The following is a 19,965-nucleotide window of genomic DNA, read 5'->3' as shown; positions in this document are numbered from 1 at the left end:
TCTCGTCGACGGAGACGCGTTCGACTGCGTCGCTGACCGACGACGTCGTCGCGGTATCCGGAACGGTCGAGGCGGGGCCCGCGGGCACGCTCACCCACCCCGTTACGGGTGCCGACGCGCTCGCAGTCCGATGGGACGTCGAAGAACCGGACGACGCGGACGAGGAAACGGTCGGTGTGGACGACAGTGGGCGACAGACGGTTCCGTTTCGACTCGTCGACGACGACGGTTCGGTCAACGTCGACCCCACGGAGGCCGATCTCCACCTCTCGTCGGCCCACTACGACACGTTCGTGAACGCCGGGAGGGCCCCCGGGGAGCAGGCCCTGAGGTTCACCGAGCAGGTACAGGAGAACGAGCGCCGGTGTCACGAGGCGGGGACCAAGCGGATTCACAACACGCCCATCAACGAGGCGACGGTCCACGGCACCGGCGGGATACACTACGAGAGCAGGGTGCTACAGCCCGGCGACACGGGGTACGTCCTCGGCCCAGCTCGGTCGGACGGCGACGGAACGTACACCATCGGCACCGACAACGACGCCGAGTTCATCATCTCTGATATGAGTAAAGACGCACTGAGTGAGAGCCTCGGGTCGAGCCAGTGGCTGTTTGCCGGTGTTGCCCTGCTGTTCTACGGGCTCGCGGCGTATCTCATCTTTTTGGCTAGGTCGATCCAACTTTATCGCTGCCAGACAGGTTCACCTGTCGTGTCTGGAGTAGTCAATGACCCACGACTGAACTCGTTGGCTTCCGCCTTGGTTTTCTGTGAGATCGAATCATAACGGTCAAATCTATCTAGCGTACATTATTCAGCAATAGTTCTGAGAGCGATATTCACCGTTTACATTCCATTATTGACAATCTTTTTTGCAATAGTAGTTAGCGTACTGGTCGTTCTCTACTGTATCGGACACGTTCGGCGGTACGGGGCCACCCAATAAGTCACTGCCTTCACCATCTTCGCTACCGCAGTCACCACTTGGGCCACCTTCGCGATGGTACAGTTGACGGCAACGACATACGAGCTGACGTTTCTAGCGTACCAACTGCTTCACTTCGGCGCTTGGGTGACCCCAATTCAATTGTTGATTTACGCAATTAGTATGGGCCCAACGACAGAACGAGTAACGTTATCAATAGCCATTATACTAACTCTGACAGTTGTGCCGCTGTTCATATTATTGTTCACCGCGCCGACACAGTACCTGTTTGTTGAGCCGACGCTCTAACCCCTCGGGTCGTTTTCAGTTATCGAACACGGAAACCAGCCGCTCTACGACGCCTATCTCGCCTGGATCTACCTGTTGGTGTTCCCTGCACTGGGCTATATCTCATACCGGGCCAGGACTGATGAGACGATGTCTCGTAGACAAAGCGGGTTAGTGGTCCTCTCGGTGCTGTTCCCGGTACTTCTTTCGGTCGGACAAACGCTGTCGCTCCCTATCATTGAGACACCTGGCACCATCCTGACGCCGCTATCACTGTCTGTCGGCATGAGCGGGCTCGAGTACGCTGTCTTTCGATACGAGACGTTCGATGCGAAGTTACGCGCCCGCTCTCGGACAGTAGAACGGATGCAAGAGGGGTACCTCCTTGTTGACCCGGAGGGCCGATACACTCCCGAACTGTAGGGCGCATGCTCACGTTATGGGCTCGTCGATGACGTTCGAAACCGATGTTAATCGAGGCGACACTGCAGATCGACGGCGGATACTATCTGCTTATCGAGCGATTTTGCTGCTCCGATTCGAATCCCAGTCACCCACAGTAGTACCAACAGAACGTGTTCGTTCGACATGTACTGGAACTGCTGACTGAAAAGACCAACCGTGTGGGGTAACTACTGAGCCGACGGGGCGAGACGGGCGAAGGCCTGTCGGGCCAAGTGACGAACCGGGCGGCAGGTGAGGTGACGAACGAGACGACGGACCGGTCGGCGGCTTAACGGATGGCGGTCTAACGGATGACGATCCTGGCGAATGCGTGTGTAGACAAAAGACCGAACCAGCGGCGCTCGGATCGGTGACGCGGTCGGCAGGCGACTCAGGCGAGGCTTTCGAGTTGGCTGTCGCGGAGCACCGACTTCAGCACGATACCAGTGTCCTGGACGAGTCGATGTTCGAGGTAGCTCCCCTGACCCCGCCCGCCCCCAGTGCGCGTCGACTCGACGACGCCGAGGAACGCCTGCTCCTTCAGGAGTTCGTACACCCGGTGTTCGCTCAGCACCGTGGCGTCGATCTGCTCCGCCGTCTCCCCGTAGCGCTCGTAGATCCGACTCGTCGAGAAGGCGTCGGTGTCGTCGCTCTCCTCGGTCAGGAGCGCGAGCGAGTAGAGGATGAACTTCACCTGCGTCGTCGACCCCCGGAGGAGTTCCTCGAACCGGTCGATCTCGGCCCACTCCTGTGCGTCGCGAACGTGGTCCTCCGTGATCGTGTGGACGTTCTCGCGTTCGGCGAGTTCGCCCGCGTGACGGAGGATCTCGATCGCCTTCCGGGCGTCGCCGTGTTCCTGGGCGGCGACCGCCGCGGTCAGTGGGATGACGTCGTCGGAGAGCACGCCGTCGTAGAACGCGTCACGCCGATGCTCCATGATCTCTCGGAGCTGGTTCGCGTCGTACGGCTGGAAGACGAACTCCTCCTCGCGGAGGCTGGACTTGACGCGCTCGTTCAGCCGGTCGCGGAACTCGATCTTGTTGCTCACCGCGATGACGCCCAGGTGACAGTCGGCTTTGCCGGATTCGCGCGCGCGTGACAATTGCATCAGGATGTCGTCGTCGTCGAGGCGGTCGACCTCGTCGAGGATGATGATGACCGCGTCGTAGGCGGTGTCGAGGATCTCCCAGAGGTAGTCGTAGTACTCGCCACTACCGATGCCCGCCCGCGGGATGTCGAGGTGGGTGCGGTCGGGGTCGTTGAGCGAGCGCGTGACGGTTCTGGCGACGCGCGTTTGCGTGTTGTGTTGGGCGCAGTCGACGTAGACGGTCCCCACCGAGACGGCGTTGGACTCCGCCGCGCGTCGCGCACGGTCGGTGACGTGACGCGCGACGAGCGACTTCCCCGTCCCCGTCTTCCCGTAGATCATCACGTTGTTCGGCGGGTCGCCGCGAACCATCGGACGGAGCTCCGCAGCGACGGCCTCGATCTCGCCGTCGCGACCGACGATGCGCGCGCTCTCGGGGACGTGCCCGACTTTCAGGAGCTCTTTCCGGGCGAAGACGTCGACGCGGTCCGGGTCGTCCTCGTCGAAGTTGAACAGAGGGTCTTCGGACGGCTCCTCGAACCGGTCGTTGAAGTCCGAAAGCCGTGACGGTTCTTCGACCATCGATATCTCATACCGTGTGGGCGTATCACTTAACTGTTCGCACCCCTCGAACAGAGTGTAACTCGACCGTGAATCGCGTTCTGACGCACTTCAAGCCGCATATCAGTTAGTCAGGACGTGAGCGTGGTCCCGAGTGATACGCCGCCGGAACGACGACCGTACCGGAGCGAGGGACACCCCTCGTCAAGAGTGTAAACTGCGGAATCCGCCCGTGTGGGGGCACCCCTCATCCAAAGTGAAAGCCGGATCCAGAGCCAGACCGAAAACCGAGGCCCGGCGCCCGATCGTGGAACGGATCCGGTCGCGAGCCGACGGAACGACCGTCAGACGAACGGCGGACACCCCTCGTCAAGAGTGTATCCGGCGCCTCTCGTCCAGAGTCTACCCCGCGCGTCTCTGACGCCACCGTAAGATCCCGTCCGTGTGCTCGGGCCGCCACGTGTTCGAGCCGCCGCGTACTCGGACCGAACCGCAGGTTCAGGTCGGATCGAACTCCGAGTCGGACCGGACACGTCTCGGTCGCCACGTTGCTCACGCGCTCGACCCTGCGAGCCTCGGGATCGAGTCCGTCAGTAACCCACGACTGAAGCCGTGGGCTTGTCAGTGGACTCCCCTTCTGCCGTGAATCCTGATACAACGAGGTGGCGTGAGGGTGATCGCACACGCGATGCTGGAGGGGAGGAGGGATCACACACACCCCTCGTCAAGAGTGTATCTCGCCGAAGATCCCCCCTGGGTGGGAGCACGAACCGGATGGGAGAGATGGCCGACGGGGCCGACAGCACGGACGAAAGAACGGAGAGAGAACAGATGAAAGAACGGATGAGAGGTGACGAAAACGGCGCACATCCGTCGAAACGCCCGTTCTCTCGGCCGGGTCAGTCTCTGAACAGTCTCTGAACAGCCCCCGAACGATCTCCGAACGGTCTCCGAATGACCTCAGAATAGTCGCCGGTCGGTGGTCGACCTGCCTCGTCCGCCGCTTCGAGACGCCGTTTTGGGGAACTGTCGATCTACCGATGGGTTATTCATAACTTATATATACTATACCAGCGAAAAGTCCGCCAAGAGTATTTTGGCGATGAAGGAGGACGATAGCGGTATTCGTCCGGGCGCTCGTGAAGTCAACCGTGTTCCGCCTCAAGCCAATCTCCCGAAAACAACCGAGATAAGCCTTCCATCCGTCGATATCGGTATCCCCTCCGAAAATGAACCCTCGTTTCGACTCGACACCACCCCCCTCCCTCTCGTCGCGTTTCACTCTGGACGAGGGGTGTGTGGGGTCCCCCGAACTCGCCCGTCGGAGTTCCCGCCACGATCCCCGATCGACCGGGGGACGCGGTTCCGACCGCCGGATCGTCAGTCCCCGTCGACGTCCGCTTTCGCGTCGGGGGGCGTTCCCCTGGAGTCCAGCAACGCCCGGAGATCCATGCGCGCCTGGTCGAGGACGACCAGGACCGGTGGGAGCGTCGTGATCGCCGCCACGAGCGTCAGGAAGATCACCCCGACGGTGAGATAGCCGAAGTCGGAGATGATGGGGAACGGCGAGAGCGTCAGCGCCGAGAAGCCGAAGACGGTGGTCATCCCGGAGATGGTGATCGCCTTGCCGACGCGGGCACCCGCGGTCTCGATCGCGTCTAGCGGGGCGGCACCGCGGCGCTTCTCCTCGAAGTAACGCTCCATCACGATGACGGTGTACTCCGCGCCGATCCCGACCGAGAGCGCCCCGAGGGAAGCCCCCAGCGGCGAGACGCGGATGTCGAAGGCGGCCATATAGATGTTCTGCCAGCCGACGACGAACAGCATCGGGATCAGCGGTGCGAGCGCCTTCACCGGGTCGCGGTAGTAGACGAGGAGGAGCACGAAGACGGCGAGGACCCCGTAGCCCGTGATCCGGTCGCGCGACTCGATCTGGTCGATGACCGAGGGGGTGGAGATGACGGCGGTCCCCGTCAACTCGGCCTCGACGCCGGCGGGCGGACGACTGAGTTCGAGCGCCGACCTGATCGATCCGATGAGCGAGACGGTCTCCTCGGGTGTGACGTCCGGCCCCGTGACGACGACGAGGTGGGCGTAGCCGTCGGTGTAAAACTGCGCCCGTCGCTCCGGCGGCACCCTGTCCAGCACGCGATTGACGCCCGCGCGGGTCGCGGGGAGCTCGCCGCCGTTGTAGGATTTGATCAGCGTGGCGGGCGACTGGACCGCCGTCACCTGCCCGCTCCCCGTCGCGATGTCGCTGAACCGCTCCATCCAGCGCAACGTCTCGGGGTCGCGGATGCCGGTTCCCGAGACGACGATGTCGTACTGTGCGGCGCTGCCCCCACCCGAGACGGCGCGGAACTGCTGAAGGTTCACGTACGCCGGGAGGTCCTGCGGGAAGAACTCCTCGAAGTCGGCGAGCGTTCCGAGGTCCTCGCCGGCGTAGAAGCCGCCGACGGTGAGCAGGCCGGCGATCGCGAGGACGAGCGCCGGGTGTGCGGCGAAAAAGCGCGCACCTTTCCCCAAAAAGCGGGCGACGTCGCTCAGTTCCTCGTCGTCACGATCGACGGCGGCGGCGTCGACGACGGATTCGGGATCGTACCGCCACCGGACCCACAGGGTCAACACCGGCGTGAGCAGGAAGATCCCGGTGATGAACGACAGGACGACGCCGAGGATCGACGTCTGGGCGAACCACTCGAACGCGGGGACGCCAAGCGTGGCGATCCAGGTGGCACCGAACCCCAGCGCCGCCGCGAGCATCGCGACCAACACGGCCGGGCCGATGCCCGCCAGCGCCGCCGGGAGCGCTTCCGAGGGCGGGGCGCGTTCGAGTTCCTCTTCGTACCGCTGGTGGAACTGCACGGAGTAGTCGATGCCGAGGCCGATGAGGATCGGGAACACCGCCGACGTGAGCGTGGAGTTCGGGATCCCGAGGTAGCCCATCGCGCCGAACGTGTAGATCACGCCGACGAAGACGGCCACGATCGGGAGGAGCCGCAGCCTGACCCCCCGGAAGAGGAAGAAGAGCGCGACGATCATCAACCCGACCGCGAGCCCCAGGAGCTGCTGGGTGCTCTGTTGGATCAGGACCGACAGCTGCGCGGAGAAGGCGGGCTGGCCGGTGATGATGACCTCGGTGCCCGCGGGGAACGCTGCCCACGACCGGGCGTCGAGCGCCTCTTGGTACACCGGGCGTTGCTCCTCCTGGGTGAGCCCCGACTCGAGGACGACGGTCACGACCGTCGATTTCTCGTCGGCGACGACCCGTTCGATGGCCGCCCGCGAGTCGGGGATACGACCGTACTCGGCGCGCACCCGATCCGCCGGGGTGATGACCGTCACCACCTTGTCGGCCGTCTCCATCCGCCGGTCGAACGTGTCGATCGCGGTCATCGTCTCGGGGTCGGTCACCGGTCCCCGGACGAGCACGGCCATCGTGCCGCGGTCGAAGGTGTCCTCGAACCGCTCTAAGGTGGGGTTCGACTGGACGAACGCCTCGTTGCCCGTGACGCTCGTGATCTGCGACGCGCCGGCACCGGCGACGACGATGAGCCCGACGACGACGGCGAGCGTCAGGAGCGGTCGCTTCTGGATCCGGTCGCCGACGCCGGCGAAGACGACCCGGAGGACGCCCATCGGTCACCTCCGCTGTCGCTGCCAGACGAAGACGCCGCCCGCGAGCACGAGCACGCCCATCCCGGCACCGACGTAGCCGATCGGCAGCCCGCCCGATGGCTCATCGATGGGGACGCCGAACTGGAGCCCGTCGGCCAGCTTCGAGTTCCCGCCCGGGTCGTCGTAGCGGATCTCGACCGAGGCGGGGTACGCCTTGGCCATCGCCGATCCGCCCGCGGCGACCGAGAACTCCGCAGTCCGCGTCTCGCCCGGCTCGAACGAGCCGAGGAAGGCGTCGTCGTCGGCCGACGAGAGCGGATCGTTCACGAACACCTTCGCGTTGGCGTTCGAGACCGGCTGGTCGCCGTTGTAGCGGACCGTCACCGCGAGGGTCCCCTCGCCGCCCGAGGTGACCGACGTGTTGACGCCCACGACCTCGAAGGCGTCGCGTTCGGCGTCGAGCGTGACTGCCCGGCGGATCGGCTCGTCGAGCCGGCGGAGATCACCGTCGGTGTTCTCGTACTCGACCGCGAACGACAGCGACAGCGAGCCCGGCTCGGCGTCGGCCGGGACGGCGAAAGTGAACTGCGCCGACGTGGACTCACCGGGGCCGAGGTCGCCGACGGCCGCCTCGGGTCCGGTCGCCTGGAGCGGCTCCGGCCCCTGCGCGCGCACCACTACGTTCCGTGCGGCCACGTCACCCGTGTTGACGACCGTGGCGCGGACGGTCGCCTCCGACTCGTCGACGCGGAACGACTGCGTCGAGAGGTCGCGGACGTCGAACGAGCGTTCGGGCTCGACCCGGACGCCCGTCGACAGCGTCTCAGAGGTCTCGGCCACGCCGTCGGGGGTCTCGTACGACACGTCGACGGCGATCGGGTAGCTCCCGGGCGAGATCCCGGTCGTCGCGCCCACCTGGACGCTGATCGAGTGTGACTCGCCGGGCGCGAGCGCATCGACGTAGACCGAGCGGCGCTCGCGCGGCTGGGACGGCTGGCCGAAGTAGAGGTCACCCGTCCGGGTCGACAGCGACACCGTCGCCGACCGAGCGGTCTCGGAGCCGACGTTCCGCAGGCCGAACTCGAAGCTACTGGTGTCGCCCGCGACGACGGCGTTGCCCTCTGTGGGGACGATCTCGAACCGCGCCTCCTCGTCGACAACGAGCGTGATCGTCGTGGTCTGCCGGCGGAACGAGCCCGCGTAGGAGACGTCAGTGTACCCCGGCGGCGACCGACTCTCGGTGTAGTCCGCGCTCCGGGTGAGCGAGTAGCTGATCTCGACCGGGATCTCGTACGTGCCGGGCTGGAGCGACTCGCCGGTCTCCAGCTGGAACGACGCCGTGCCGACCGCGCCGTCGGGGAGGCTCCCGAGCGTCACGCTCCCTGATTTGACCTCGATCGGGGCGTCGATCCGGTCTTCGCGGATGTCGACGGTGAGCCCGCGGGCGGTTTTGATCCGCTGTTCGAGCGCCGCCGGGCCACCCCGCTGGAGGGTGCCGTCGTTCGACACCGCGATGTCGAGCGTGGTCCGTTCGCCGGGGCCGATACGGTTGTCCTGGACGGAGAGATCGATCTCCGGCTGGCCGATGACCTGCTCGGCCGCGACGGGCTGTGCGCCGACGACGACAGAGAGGACGACGAGGGCCGCGAGAATACGCACCTTCATTAGTTCCGTCGAAGGGGGGCCGTATTGTAAAACCTCTCGAACGTGTTTCAATTCACGGCGGGTTGTCCAGCCGGATCGGTCGGCGGTTCACGTCCCACACGCCCGTCGACGACCGCTGCCGCGATTCAGCCCCCGCGGAGTCGGAGGAGGTCGACGACGGTCAACACGAAGCCGATCATCCACACCGAGAACAGCGCGAGGTACGACGCGTAACTGAGCGTCCCGTCCGGGAGCGCGAGGCCGACGAGCGCGAGTGCGATCATCAGCGCGACGGTCAGGGCGTTCCGCCTGGTAAACACGACACGCGTGAGGTCCGCGACGGCACCCGGCATGGCTGTCCTTACATCCCGCGGTTACTTACCTCCTGCCCGACCCGGCGGCGTGTGGGGCCCGCGGCGCGTGGCGCTCACCTGCCCGGCGCGGACTCGGGTGACGAGGGGTGTTCCAGTCCCGAATCCGACACCGCGGCGGCATCGAACTGCGCGTCGGCGAACAGAACGACCCCGCCGGCGGCACCGAGGCCGACCACACCGAACAGGAGGGTCACAAAGAACGAGCCGAAGCCGAAGAGTACCGGGAGCGCCGCGACCCCGGGAACACAGACGCCACAGGCGAGGACGGACACGTAGATGCGCGCGAGCGTCCGCCACATCCCCTCGTCGCCCCCTTCCATTCGTCCTCCCTGTTCTGTTTGAGATGAATGCTCATATCTCTTACCCACGCTGGATTCCACGCACGCTTTCTGCACCACTCGGATCCCCACACCTCTGTTCGGCCTTCTCTCCCCGGATCCCCCCACACCACCGTCCGCCCGCTCCGAGCGTTCACTCAGTACAGTTATCCAGTGGCCCCCGCTCACGGGGGCGGCGACGACCGGCCGCGGCGCGCTCGCGCTCGCGGTCGCCCGTGTCGGCTCGGAGCCAGCGGTGGCTCACGAACCCGACTCCAGCCGTCGCCGGAGCGCCTCGGTTTCGGCTGCGAGCCCGTCGCTGACGGCCACCTCGTACGTCGCCGGATCGCGGAGGGTACGAACCGCCGCCGGAAGCGCCGCGACGTTTCGGCGCGTCGTCTCACGGATCTCGTCGAGCGGCGGACAGTCGTAGACGAGCTCGCCGTCGTCGACCACAGTGACGAGCAGGTCACGGCCCGCGCCGTCGTCGTCGCGGCGGCCGAGCACGTCGCGGACGAACTCGCCGTCGCGCTCGACGCGCCCGACGCGCTTGGGGCCGGGGTACGTTGCCTTCCCCGACGAGAGCTTCATGCTCGGTCGCAACTCCCCGTCTCGTTCGACGGCGACGAGCTTGTACACGACGTCGAGCGCGGGGGCGTCCTTGCTCGTGGTGAGCGCGGTTCCCGGGCCGAAGCCGTCGCCGACGCCGCCGTGTTCGAGGAACTCCTGGATCGCGTACTCGTCCATGCCGGAGGAGATGAACAGGTCGACGTCCGGGAGCACCTCGGCGACCCGCTTCGACAGCGCCACGAGGTCCCCCGAGTCCAGCCGGACTCCCTGGAGGTCGACGCCCGCCTCGGCCGCCACCTCTCGCGCGAGCTCCGCCCCGGCGACGGTGTCGTACGTGTCGATGAGGAGGACGCTGTCGTCGCCGTACTCGTCGACGAAGGCGGTGAACGCGTCGCGCTCGGTCGCGAAGCTCTGTACCCACGAGTGCGCCATGGTCCCGTACGTGGGCACCCCGAACGCCTCGCCCGCCGCGACGTTCGAGGTCCCGTCGAACCCGCCGACGGACGCCGCTCGGGCGGCCTTGAGCCCGGCGTCGACCCCGTGCGCGCGACGCGAGCCGAAGTCCACCAGCGTCGCCGCGTCGCCGTGTCGCTCGACGACGTCGCGCATCCGCGCGGCCTTCGTCGCGACGAGGCTCTGAAAGCCGAGCTGGTTGAGCAGGATCGTCTCGAACAGCTGTGCCTCGGCGAGCGGAGCGGTCACCTCGACGAGCGGCTCGTTCGGGAAGACGACCGTTCCCTCGGGCACCGCACGCACCTCGCCCGAGAACGCGAACGAGTCGAGGTACGCGAGGAACGCCGCGTCGAAGCCCGCGTCGTCCAGATGCGCGAGCGCGCGGTCACCGAACGACAGCTCCGTCACGGCCGCGAGCGCCTGTTCGAGCCCCGCGGCGACGACGTAGCCACGGTCGGTCGGGAGCGACCGGAAGAAGAGGCTGAACGTCGCCTCCGGATTGTGCTCCTGGCGGACGTACCCCTGCATCATGGTGAGTTCGTACCGGTCGGTGAACAGCGCGAGCGTCTCGGGCGTCAGGGAGCCGAACGCGGGAGGTGTCATCCTATTGAAGTGGGGGTCCGGAACAAAAACCGCTTTCGCCGCAGGGGGTCAGCAGACGGCGGGTTTCGGCCCCTCGACGGCGGCACAGGCGGTCCGGAGGTCGCCCTCCAGCCGGCCGACCCGTGATTCGAGCGCGTCGACGCGGGTCTGGAGCCGGCCGGCGTCGTCCCTGACGGTGGCGAGTTCTCGCTGGAGCGCGGCCTTCTCCGACCGGAGGTCGCGGTTGTCGGTCTCGACGCCCGCGAGCTCCGACCGGAGCGACCGTTCGCGCTGGCGGAGCTCACGGAGGTCGCCCTCCGCCCCACTCAGCTGCGACCGCGTGCGCTGGAGGTTCTCTCGCGCGCCCGACAGCTCCGACTCCGCCGACGCGAGTTCGGCCCGCGCCGTGTCGAGGCGGCTCTCGGACCGTTCGAGGTTCTCCGACACCTGGCTCACGTCGCCCCGCGTCGTCTCGAGGTTGCGGTTCAGCTCGTCGAGTTCGGTGCGCGTCGACACCAACTCCGTCTCCGTCTCCCGGAGGTCGGTCCGGAGCGCCTGGTTCCGTTCGCGGAGCTGGCTGTTCTGCTGGTCGAGCTGTTCGACCGACTGCAGGAACACCATCGTCGTGCCCGCCGTGCCCGTGGCGAGCACCACGACGAGCACCACCATCCCGAGGTTGATCGTCCGACCGATAACTCGCATACGGGCTGCAGGCGACCGGGGGTAATGAACCGACTGACTGGCACCGACGGGCGGCCCGCGCGGGAGACGAACAGTTCTGTTTGTACCTCTCGCGGGTCACTCCGAGAGTTCGGCGAGGAGTCGGCGGACGTGTCCCTCGGAGTACGAGACGTCGAACTCGCGGTCGAGGACGTCCCTGAGGGCGGCCGGCGACCACTCGTCGTCGCTGTCGACACCGTACGACGCCGGCCCCTCGTCGATGACCTCCCTGATCACCGACCGGTCGAGTTTCGTCGGTCGACCCGGTCGGTCCTCGTCGGTGATCGCCTCCTCGACCGGACGCTCCTCGAAGCGCGAGAGCCAGTAGTAGACGGTCGACCGTGGGATGCCGTACCGTTCGCTCAGATCGTCGACCGAGGTGCCGTCGATGTAGTCGAGCGCCACCATGAGTCGTTTCGTCGCCTTCGCGTCCGTCGCCTCGGCGAGCGCGTCGCGAAGGGTCGCGGGGTCGATGCCGTCGAACTTGCCCATACGGGTATGGGGAGAACGATCCCCTTAAATCTAAGGAGATATGTCTACAACCCTTCGACAGTCGACCGCACGAGTCGATACACCCAAGGGGGTCGGGCGGTTGAAGCGAAGGTATGAGCGATACCGGGTCCACGCCGGGTCCGCGCGGAAAGGTCGAACGTGTCATCGAGGCGTACGGCCTTGAGGGGCTCGGCGACGAACTGGAGCGACGGTGGACGGGTGCGGAGGGGGAACGCGAGAGTCTCCGGAGCCTCGCCGACCGGTTCAACCGCGCGGTTCTCCGCAGGGCGCTCGACGAGGTGGGCGCGAGCCCGCTCGACGGCGAGGTGGAGAACACGTACCGGCTGCTCCGCGGCGACGACGTCAGCCCCGGGATGCGGACCGAGGTCCGCCGCCAGCTGGAGCGCGACGGCGTCGACCTCGACGCTGTCGAGTCGGACTTCGTCTCCCACCAGGCGATCCACACGTACCTCCGGGAGCACCGTGGCGCGGAACTCGAAGCCGAAGAGGAGTCGCGGATCGAAAAGGAAGCACGCACGATCCGCCGGCTCCAGGGACGGGTTTCGGTCGTCACGGAGAGCGGCATCACCCGGCTGGCGAACGCCGGCGACATCACGATCGGCGACTTCGACGTGTTGACCGACGTCCAGGTGTACTGCGGCGACTGCGGCTCGCAGTACGAGGCGGTCGAACTCATCGAACGCGGTGGCTGTGACTGCGAGACCGGCGAGGAGTAACCGTCGGACGTCGCCCGTCCGGACGCGTCACGAGGGGTCGACACGCCGACACGTGTCTGACGGAGTCATGAATGCTTATGTACAGCGCGGTTTATGTTCACGCAATGACTTCCGCACAGACGCCGGACACGAACCTCGCCATCGACGTTCACGTCGAGAACGTCGGTGGAATTTCGGAATCCGACGTGACGCTCCACCCGGGCGTTACGGTCCTGGCGGGAAGAAACGCGACGAACCGAACATCGTTTCTGCAGGCGCTGATGGCCGCGCTCGGAAGCGAACACGTCTCGCTGAAGGGCGACGCCGACTCCGGGCAGGTCGACCTGTCGATCGGCCCCGAGCACTACACCCGGACGCTCGAACGCACCGGCACGACGACCCGCACCGGCGGTGACCCCTATCTCGCCGACCCCGAACTCGCAGACCTGTTCGCGTTCCTCCTCGAATCGAACGAGGCCCGGCGGGCGGTCGCCCGCGGCGATGACCTCCGCGAGCTGATCATGCGCCCGGTCGACACCGCGGCGATCAACAGCCAGATCGAGCGTCTCGAGGCCGAAAAACGCGACCTCGACGAGGAACTCGACCGGCTCGAACAGCTCTCCGACCGGCTCCCCGGTCTCGAAGAGCGCCGGGGGAAGCTCGAGGGACGGATCGAGGAGACCGAGGCGGAACTCGACGCCGCCCGCGAGGAACTGGAGACGGCCGACGCGAGCGTTCAGCGCTCACGCGAGGAGAAGAACACGCTCGACCAGAAGCTCGACGCGCTCGGCGACGCGCGCGACGAACTCGAATCCGTCCGGTACGACATCGAGACCGAGCGCGAGAGCCTCGACTCCCTGCGGGCGGACCGCGACGACCTCGCGTCGGAACTCGACGCGACCGACGAGGCCGACCGGGCCGACGTCACCGAGATCGAGGCCGAACTCGACCGCCTCCGCGAGCGCCGTCAGGGGCTGGATTCGACGATCAAACAGCTCCAGAGCGTCATCCAGTTCAACGAGGAGATGCTCGAGGGGACGAACGAGGAGATCGCCCGGGCCCTCCGCGACGACGAGGGAACGGTTACCGACGGCTTACTCGCCGACAGTACGGTCGTCTGTTGGACTTGCGGGACGGACGTCGACAGCGACCAGATCGAGGCCACGCTCGACCGCCTGCGGGACCTCCGCCAGGAGAAGATGTCCGAGCGGCGCTCGCTCAAGGGGGAGATCTCCGAGCAGCAGTCCCACCGCGACGAGATCGAAAGCGCCGCCCGGGAACACGAACAGCTCGAACGCCGGCTCACCGGTGTCGAAGACGAGATCGAACGCCGGGAGGCCAAGATCGAACGCCTCCAGGAACGCCGCACCGAACTCCAAGAGCGGGTCACGGACCTCGAAACGGAGGTCGAGTCGCTGGAGGACGAGACGTACAGCGAGGTGCTCGACCACCACAAGGACGTCAACCGCCGCGAGTTCGAGCTCGACCGCCTCCGCGACGAGAAACGCGACGTCGAGACCGAGATCGAGGAGATCGAGCGCCGCCTCGACGAGCGCGCCGACCTCGAAGACGAGCGCGAAGCGATCACCGAGGAGCTCGCCGATCTCCGGACGCGCATCGACCGGACCGAGCGCGAGGCGGTCGAGGAGTTCAACGAGCACATGGACGAGGTGCTCTCGCTCCTGGAGTACGAGAACATCGACCGTATCTGGATCGAACGCACCGAAACAAAGGTCCGCGAGGGACGGCGGCGGGTAACCCGGACGGCGTTCGACCTGCACATCGTCCGCTCGACCGCCGAGGGGACGGCGTACGAGGACACGGTCGACCACCTCTCCGAGAGCGAGCGGGAGGTCACGGGGCTGGTGTTCGCGCTGGCGGGCTACCTCGTTCACGAGGTGTACGAGACGTGTCCCTTCCTGCTCGTCGACTCCCTGGAGGCGATCGACTCGAGCCGCATCGCGACCCTCGTCGACTACTTCGCGTCGTTCGCGGACAACCTCGTCGTCGCGCTCCTCCCCGAGGACGCACAGGCGCTCGACGACGACTACCGGCGCGTCACCGACATCTGAGTCCGGTTCGATCTCCGGTCTCCGTTACACCGTTATTCGTGTAACGCTCACATCCAGCGGACACTCACCGCTCACACCCCACGGACAGTCACGTCAGCGGTACGATCGGTACCCGGATCTCGGAACTACTTGCTCGGATCTTTCGTTTCCCGGACCCCGACGGCTGCGGGTGAACTTTCCGCCACTTCCAGCCGTCCTGACGGGTACGCTCTGCTCAACCGGCGGCCGCTTCGGGAGCTGTACTGTACGGAATCGGACCGTTCGTCGGTGGGATCGACTCGAACCGGCGCTTGTGGCCGCCCGGCGCGGGACGACCCGGTTCTGGGATACTTTGCCGCCCCCTCGGTCGATCATCCGGCCATTGAGCAGACAGTTCTGATTCGCGGTTCGGCATCGGAGGGCGGCGGGAACGCTCAGTCACCCGCCGTGTCGTCACCACCGTCGTCGGGGTTCGGGGGATGGTCGTCGAGGACGCGGACGCCCTGGAACTCGAACCGGGCCCCGCCGGCCGCGCTCTCACACACCGCGACGGACCAGCCGTGCGCCTCGGCGACCCGGCGGACGATCGCGAGCCCGAACCCGGTGCACTCGGTGCTCGAGGAGACGCCGTACTCGAAGATCCGCTCGTGGTCCTCCGGAGGGATGCCGGGCCCGTCGTCGGTGACGGCGAAGCCACGGGTCGCGGCCGTCGCTCCGGTGGCCGGCACGGGATCCTCGCTCGCGTCGGCGTCAGCTCGGCTGTCGACGACGGTGACGTGGACCGCCGGCCCGGCGTGGGAGACGGCGTTCGAGAAGAGGTTCTCGAGGAGTTGCTGGAGGCGTCCAGGATCCGCGATGACGACCGCCGCGGTGTCGACGGTGAGCCGGGCGGCCTCGGTGTCGACCGACCGCCAGGCCGCGTCGACGACCTCCGCGAGCGAGACCGGCGACAGTTCGGTGAGGCCGTCGCCCTCGCGTGCGAGCGTCAGCAGGTCGTCGATGATGGCCTCCATCCGTTCGAGGGCGAGTCGGACCTCGGCGACGCGCGAGAGGTCCTCGGTCCGTTCGAGGAGCGAGAGGTTCGCACCCGCGACCGACAGCGGGTTACGGAGGTCGTGGGAGACGACGTTCGCGAACTCCGCGAAGCGGTCGCGCTGTCGCTCGAGTTCCGTCGCGCGCTCGACGCGGTCGGTGACGTCGTGGGAGTTGATGACGAACCCCTCGACGACGGGGTCGTCGATGAGGTTGCGCCCGGTGTTCTCGAGGACGACCCAGCCCTTCTCCGGGTGGGCGAACCGAAAGGTAATCACCGGTCGGTACGCCGGATCGGCGACGGCTTCGAGGAACGTCTCGACCGTGTGGTCGAGGTCGTCGGGATGGACGTAGTCGAAGCCCACGTCGCCGACGAGGTCGTCCGGGTCGTAGCCGAAGACGTGGCGGGCGGCGGGCGAGAGGTACTGAAAGACGCCCGCGCTGTCGACGATGGAGACGACGTCCGAGGAGTGTTCGACGAGGCGGCGAAACCGCTCCTGTTGGTCGTCCATCGCCCGGGCGGTCCGGTACTGGGTTGCGAGGTTCTGGACGCGGTTGGCCAACAGCGCGTACTGTTCGCGCCCCGTCGACTTCTGCAGGTAGTCCGTCACGCCCGCGGAGATGGCCTCCGCGGCGATCTCCTCGCTCCCGGCGGCCGTGTACAGCACGAACGGCAGTCCCGGGTAGACCGCGCGGATGCGTCTGAGAAGCGCGAGCCCGTCCATATCGGGCAGGTGATAGCCCGAGACCACGCAGTCAGCGGCGTCGAGACGGTCGAGCGCCGCCGCCGCCGTCGAGACGGAGAGCACCTCCAGTTCCGGCTGTTCGCGGGGGAGAAACGTCGCGACGAGTCCGCGGATGTCCTCGTCGTCGTCGACGTGGAGGGCACAAAACGCGGGATCCGACTCGGTGGTCATCGACTGGTGAGCCGACTACGGCCCAGACGTGTATATAGTAGGTACCCCGATCCGCAGGCCGAAGCGACGCTCACGGCGGGTTCTGGTCCGGCGAGACCGGGTTTAATCGGACATTTATCGGCCACGTACGGGCGTGCAACGACTCTGTGCGGACGATCGGCCTTCACGGCTGCGTCGCGGCCGTCGGCTCTGCGTCGCGGCCGTCGGCTCCGCGTCCCGACCGGTCGGCCTCCTCAGGCGCTCCGGTCGCAGTCGGCACAGAGCGACGAGATCGACATCGACAGCATCCCGGTGTGTTCGCGGGTCAGCGGGCAGCCACAGTGGCTGCAGGTTGGGGTGTTCGTCATGGTGTTCGTTCCGTCCGTACCAGGGTGGGGAGGCTCTTGGTTATGCTCACGATACCGGTTCGTCTGGCGGTGCTTGACACCACGTTCACCGGTCGCCGGCGGGGCTAAGCTGTGTCGCGAGCGGCTCGGTCGCGGACCCACCGACCGCGCCGAGAGCCGCTCGCGACCACCTGCGGGCGGCCTCGTCGGCTTCGGCGGGACCTGCTCCGCGGACGCCGGCAGCCGAGACGGCACGGTCGAGCGCCGCGTCGGACGCCGTCCCGGCGGCGACCGCTCGGAGACGGAGCCAGACGGTCACCGTGTCGACGAGTAGCCGCCCAGCCGTCGCCGTCGGGTCAGCCACACCCGGCACGGTCGAGAGGTACGCCGCGGCGGCGGTGTCGCCCGCCGCGGCGTCCGAAAGCCAGTCGGCGACCGTTGCCCGCGAGGCATCGTCGGGAAGCGCGTCGCGGGCGCGGTCGAAGATCGCCCGCTCCTCGCTGGCGATCTCGTGGAACGCGTCGCCGACGACGACCGCATCCGCGCCCGCCTCGAGCATCGCCCGCGCGTCGTCCCGCGAGGCCAGTCCGCCGCCGTACCACACCCGCGACCGCGACACGGCCCCGTCGACGGCCTCGACCACCCGTTCGGCATCCATCCCGCCGAACGTGCCGGAGTACTCGATGTAGACGACGGGTGCGCGCAGATAGCGGTCGGCGACCATCGCCCGCCGCGCCGCCTCCGCGGGCCCGAGCACGTCCTCGGCAGTGACGCCCGCCTCGCGTGCGGCGGCGCTGTCGGGGTTCTGGACGACGTACGCCTCGAACGCGGCGGTCGCCAGCAACCACGTCGTGGCGGCGTCGGCGAGGGCGTCGCGGACGACGCCCGGCGTCCACCACGGGACGCGCTCTTCGACCATCGCGGGTGCCAGCCGCTCGCGGACGCGCTCGATGCCCGCCCCGAGGTCGCCGACGATCGCGTCCGTGCTCCCGTTGAGCACCTGGGGGATGGCGATGAACGCCGCCGCGTCCATCGTGCGGTCCGTCACGTGTGTCGGGTCGCTCGGTTCGTGAAACACCGGCCGGTCGACGGCCGACAGCAGCGCGAACGTCGCCTCGGTGTTCGTCGGTGTGACCGCCGTCGACCCGCCGACCGCGACCGCGTCCGTCCACCGGAGATATCGGGGGTACAACAGGGGGAGCCGCTTGTCGTCCTCCGGGTCGACCTTCGTGAGGTGTGTCCACGACGGGACGGGGTTGGTGTCGACCGGGAGGGCGCTCGCGACGACCCGGCCGGCCGCCACGAGCCGCCCCAGGCGCTCACCCGTGTGCATCCCGCTTTCCCTCGTGCGCGTTCATACGCTCCGGTCGGCCGGAGCCCTCAAAACGCGCACGGTGTTCGGTGAGCGGCTCGATCTGAGAACCGTTACCCCACAGGCGACTATTTTAGTCTGTGGGGTAACTATCTTCGTCGTCCCTCGTCCGTCGCGCGTTACCGTGTATAACAACTTTCAAGCCGGTCCCGGCGGGAACCGCGGGTATGAGACCCCCCCGAGCCCGCCACACCCGACGGAGGCGTGGGCGATGAGCGACCTCGATGTCGGCCCCCGGATCGCTCGCTGGGCGGCCGACCGCGACCGTGTCCCGACCGCCCAGCGGGCGGTCCTCGGCTACTACGCCGAGACGGGGACGTTCGACTACCGGGCGCTCGCGCTCAAATCCCGCGTCGACGACGAGATCGAGGAGGTGCTCGCGGAGCTGTACGGGGACGTCGAGACCGCACTCGCCCGGGCGTTCGACGCCGACAGCGTGACCTTCGAGTACGAGACGAAGCTGACGCTGCCGGCCGAACTCACGCTCGGCTACCTCTTCCGTCGGGCACAGTCCCGTGCCGCGGGCGGCAACGACCCGGTCGCGGACACGACCCAGAACGGGCTCGTGGGGGCCGTTCTGGGTCGTGTCCCCGGTCCGGGCGGCCGCCGTGCCAGCGTCACACACCGTCCGCGCGCCGACCGCGGGGCGGCCGCCGCGGCGCGTGAGGCGCGCGAGATGACCGCGTTCGTGCTCTATGCGCTCCTCGACGGCGACATGCGCGACGCGATCAACGACGACGAGTTCGGTGACTTCGTCGTCGACTTCGAACCGGCCGTGCCCGACGCCGACCCCCGTCGCGTCGCCACGGTGGCACAGTCGTGCCTGCAGGAGCGGGTCGACGCCGGCTTCGCCGACTACCCCGACGACGTCCGCGCGGCGTACGACCACGCGGTCGCGGTGAGCGAAGCCCACCAGGAGCAAGACGAGCGGTTCCGCGACCTGCTGACGGCGGCCGTCGACGGGGACGGGGGCGACGGCGACGCGGCCGCTCTCGACCCGGCGTCGGCCCGTGCGGCCATCGACGCCGAGTACAGACACCGCCCGATGACCGACGACGGCCACCCGTTCACGGATGGAGAGCTCGACCTGCCGTATCTCACCACCCAGTACGACCGGGTGGGGGTCATCTACCACGGCATGTTAGAGATGTACCGCGCGGCCGGCTTCGAGATCGAACCGGCGTTCGAGCGGAGCATCGTCTTCGCCATCATCGGCGCACAGGTGTGGCTCGACGACGTCGACGACTACGCCGAGGACGTCGCGGAGCGACAGCTCACACCCGTCACGGCCGAGTACGCACTCGCCGACACCGACCGCGCGGCGTTCGAGACGGTCGTCGACGTCGCCGAGACGTACTTCGACCGCGCGCGGGCGTACGCCGACGCCGCCGACTCGACGCTGACGGGCATCGCGGTCGAGTACATCCTCCGCTCCGGCGACGTCTCGGGGCTTCCCGGGGCCGACTGAGGGTCGCCGG

Annotated in this window: 14 protein-coding genes and 1 pseudogene; 5 read left to right on the top strand and 10 right to left on the bottom strand. The window is 67.2% G+C overall.

What is annotated here, in order from left to right:
• Positions 1-176: 176 nt before the first annotated feature.
• Positions 177-785 (top strand): GIDE domain-containing protein, encoded by a 609-nt coding sequence (locus tag NKJ07_RS20890; RefSeq protein ID WP_318570849.1) that lies wholly within the window; start codon positions 177-179, stop codon positions 783-785.
• Positions 786-1,250: 465 nt separating this feature from the next.
• Positions 1,251-1,634 (top strand): annotated as a pseudogene (locus tag NKJ07_RS24480) (histidine kinase N-terminal 7TM domain-containing protein); the annotation flags it as partial.
• Between the two features lie 412 nt (positions 1,635-2,046).
• Here NKJ07_RS24480 and NKJ07_RS20885 read toward each other — a convergent pair.
• The 8 genes from NKJ07_RS20885 to NKJ07_RS20850 all read right to left on the bottom strand — a co-directional run bounded on the left by NKJ07_RS20885 (position 2,047) and on the right by NKJ07_RS20850 (position 12,073).
• Positions 2,047-3,324: an orc1/cdc6 family replication initiation protein gene (locus NKJ07_RS20885; RefSeq protein WP_318570848.1), complete on the bottom strand. Its 1,278-nt coding sequence runs from the start codon at positions 3,322-3,324 to the stop codon at positions 2,047-2,049.
• A 1,359-nt stretch (positions 3,325-4,683) separates the two neighbouring features.
• Positions 4,684-6,942, bottom strand: coding sequence for an efflux RND transporter permease subunit (locus NKJ07_RS20880; RefSeq protein ID WP_318570847.1), 2,259 nt, complete (start codon positions 6,940-6,942; stop codon positions 4,684-4,686).
• Positions 6,943-6,945: 3 nt separating this feature from the next.
• Complete coding sequence (locus NKJ07_RS20875; protein ID WP_318570846.1) at positions 6,946-8,586, bottom strand: COG1361 S-layer family protein; 1,641 nt, start codon at positions 8,584-8,586, stop codon at positions 6,946-6,948.
• A 125-nt stretch (positions 8,587-8,711) separates the two neighbouring features.
• Positions 8,712-8,918, bottom strand: a complete 207-nt coding sequence (locus NKJ07_RS20870; protein WP_318570845.1) for a hypothetical protein — start codon at positions 8,916-8,918, stop codon at positions 8,712-8,714.
• 74 nt (positions 8,919-8,992) lie between these two features.
• Entirely contained in the window at positions 8,993-9,259 is a 267-nt protein-coding gene (locus NKJ07_RS20865; RefSeq protein ID WP_318570844.1) for a hypothetical protein, read from the bottom strand.
• A gap of 258 nt (positions 9,260-9,517) precedes the next feature.
• A complete protein-coding gene (locus tag NKJ07_RS20860) occupies positions 9,518-10,882 on the bottom strand; it encodes a nicotinate phosphoribosyltransferase (RefSeq protein WP_318570843.1) in 1,365 nt (454 codons plus the stop codon).
• A 48-nt stretch (positions 10,883-10,930) separates the two neighbouring features.
• Entirely contained in the window at positions 10,931-11,563 is a 633-nt protein-coding gene (locus NKJ07_RS20855; RefSeq protein ID WP_318570842.1) for a chromosome partitioning protein, read from the bottom strand.
• Positions 11,564-11,659: 96 nt separating this feature from the next.
• Entirely contained in the window at positions 11,660-12,073 is a 414-nt protein-coding gene (locus tag NKJ07_RS20850; RefSeq protein ID WP_318570841.1) for a helix-turn-helix domain-containing protein, read from the bottom strand.
• A gap of 113 nt (positions 12,074-12,186) precedes the next feature.
• On the opposite strand from NKJ07_RS20850, the gene rdfA reads away from it, so the two are divergent.
• Both rdfA and NKJ07_RS20840 read left to right on the top strand, forming a co-directional pair.
• Positions 12,187-12,810 carry a rod-determining factor RdfA gene (gene rdfA / locus NKJ07_RS20845; RefSeq protein ID WP_318570840.1) on the top strand — a complete coding sequence of 208 codons (624 nt, stop codon included), beginning with the start codon at positions 12,187-12,189 and terminating at the stop codon, positions 12,808-12,810.
• Positions 12,811-12,914: 104 nt separating this feature from the next.
• Positions 12,915-14,861 carry an archaea-specific SMC-related protein gene (locus NKJ07_RS20840; RefSeq protein WP_318570839.1) on the top strand — a complete coding sequence of 649 codons (1,947 nt, stop codon included), beginning with the start codon at positions 12,915-12,917 and terminating at the stop codon, positions 14,859-14,861.
• Positions 14,862-15,274: 413 nt separating this feature from the next.
• Here the strand turns inward: NKJ07_RS20840 and NKJ07_RS20835 are convergent, their stop codons facing one another.
• Positions 15,275-16,789, bottom strand: coding sequence for a hybrid sensor histidine kinase/response regulator (locus NKJ07_RS20835; protein ID WP_318570838.1), 1,515 nt, complete (start codon positions 16,787-16,789; stop codon positions 15,275-15,277).
• A 432-nt stretch (positions 16,790-17,221) separates the two neighbouring features.
• Positions 17,222-18,448, bottom strand: coding sequence for a geranylgeranylglyceryl/heptaprenylglyceryl phosphate synthase (locus NKJ07_RS20830; protein WP_318570837.1), 1,227 nt, complete (start codon positions 18,446-18,448; stop codon positions 17,222-17,224).
• Between the two features lie 250 nt (positions 18,449-18,698).
• Between NKJ07_RS20830 and NKJ07_RS20825 the strand changes: the two genes are divergently transcribed.
• A complete protein-coding gene (locus NKJ07_RS20825; protein WP_318570836.1) occupies positions 18,699-19,955 on the top strand; it encodes a hypothetical protein in 1,257 nt (418 codons plus the stop codon).
• Positions 19,956-19,965 lie beyond the last annotated feature (10 nt).

Source organism: Salinigranum marinum (assembly GCF_024228675.1).
GTDB lineage: Archaea > Halobacteriota > Halobacteria > Halobacteriales > Haloferacaceae > Salinigranum > Salinigranum marinum.
Note: the sequence above shows the minus strand (reverse complement) of the source record. Positions and strands in the feature narration are given on the sequence as shown.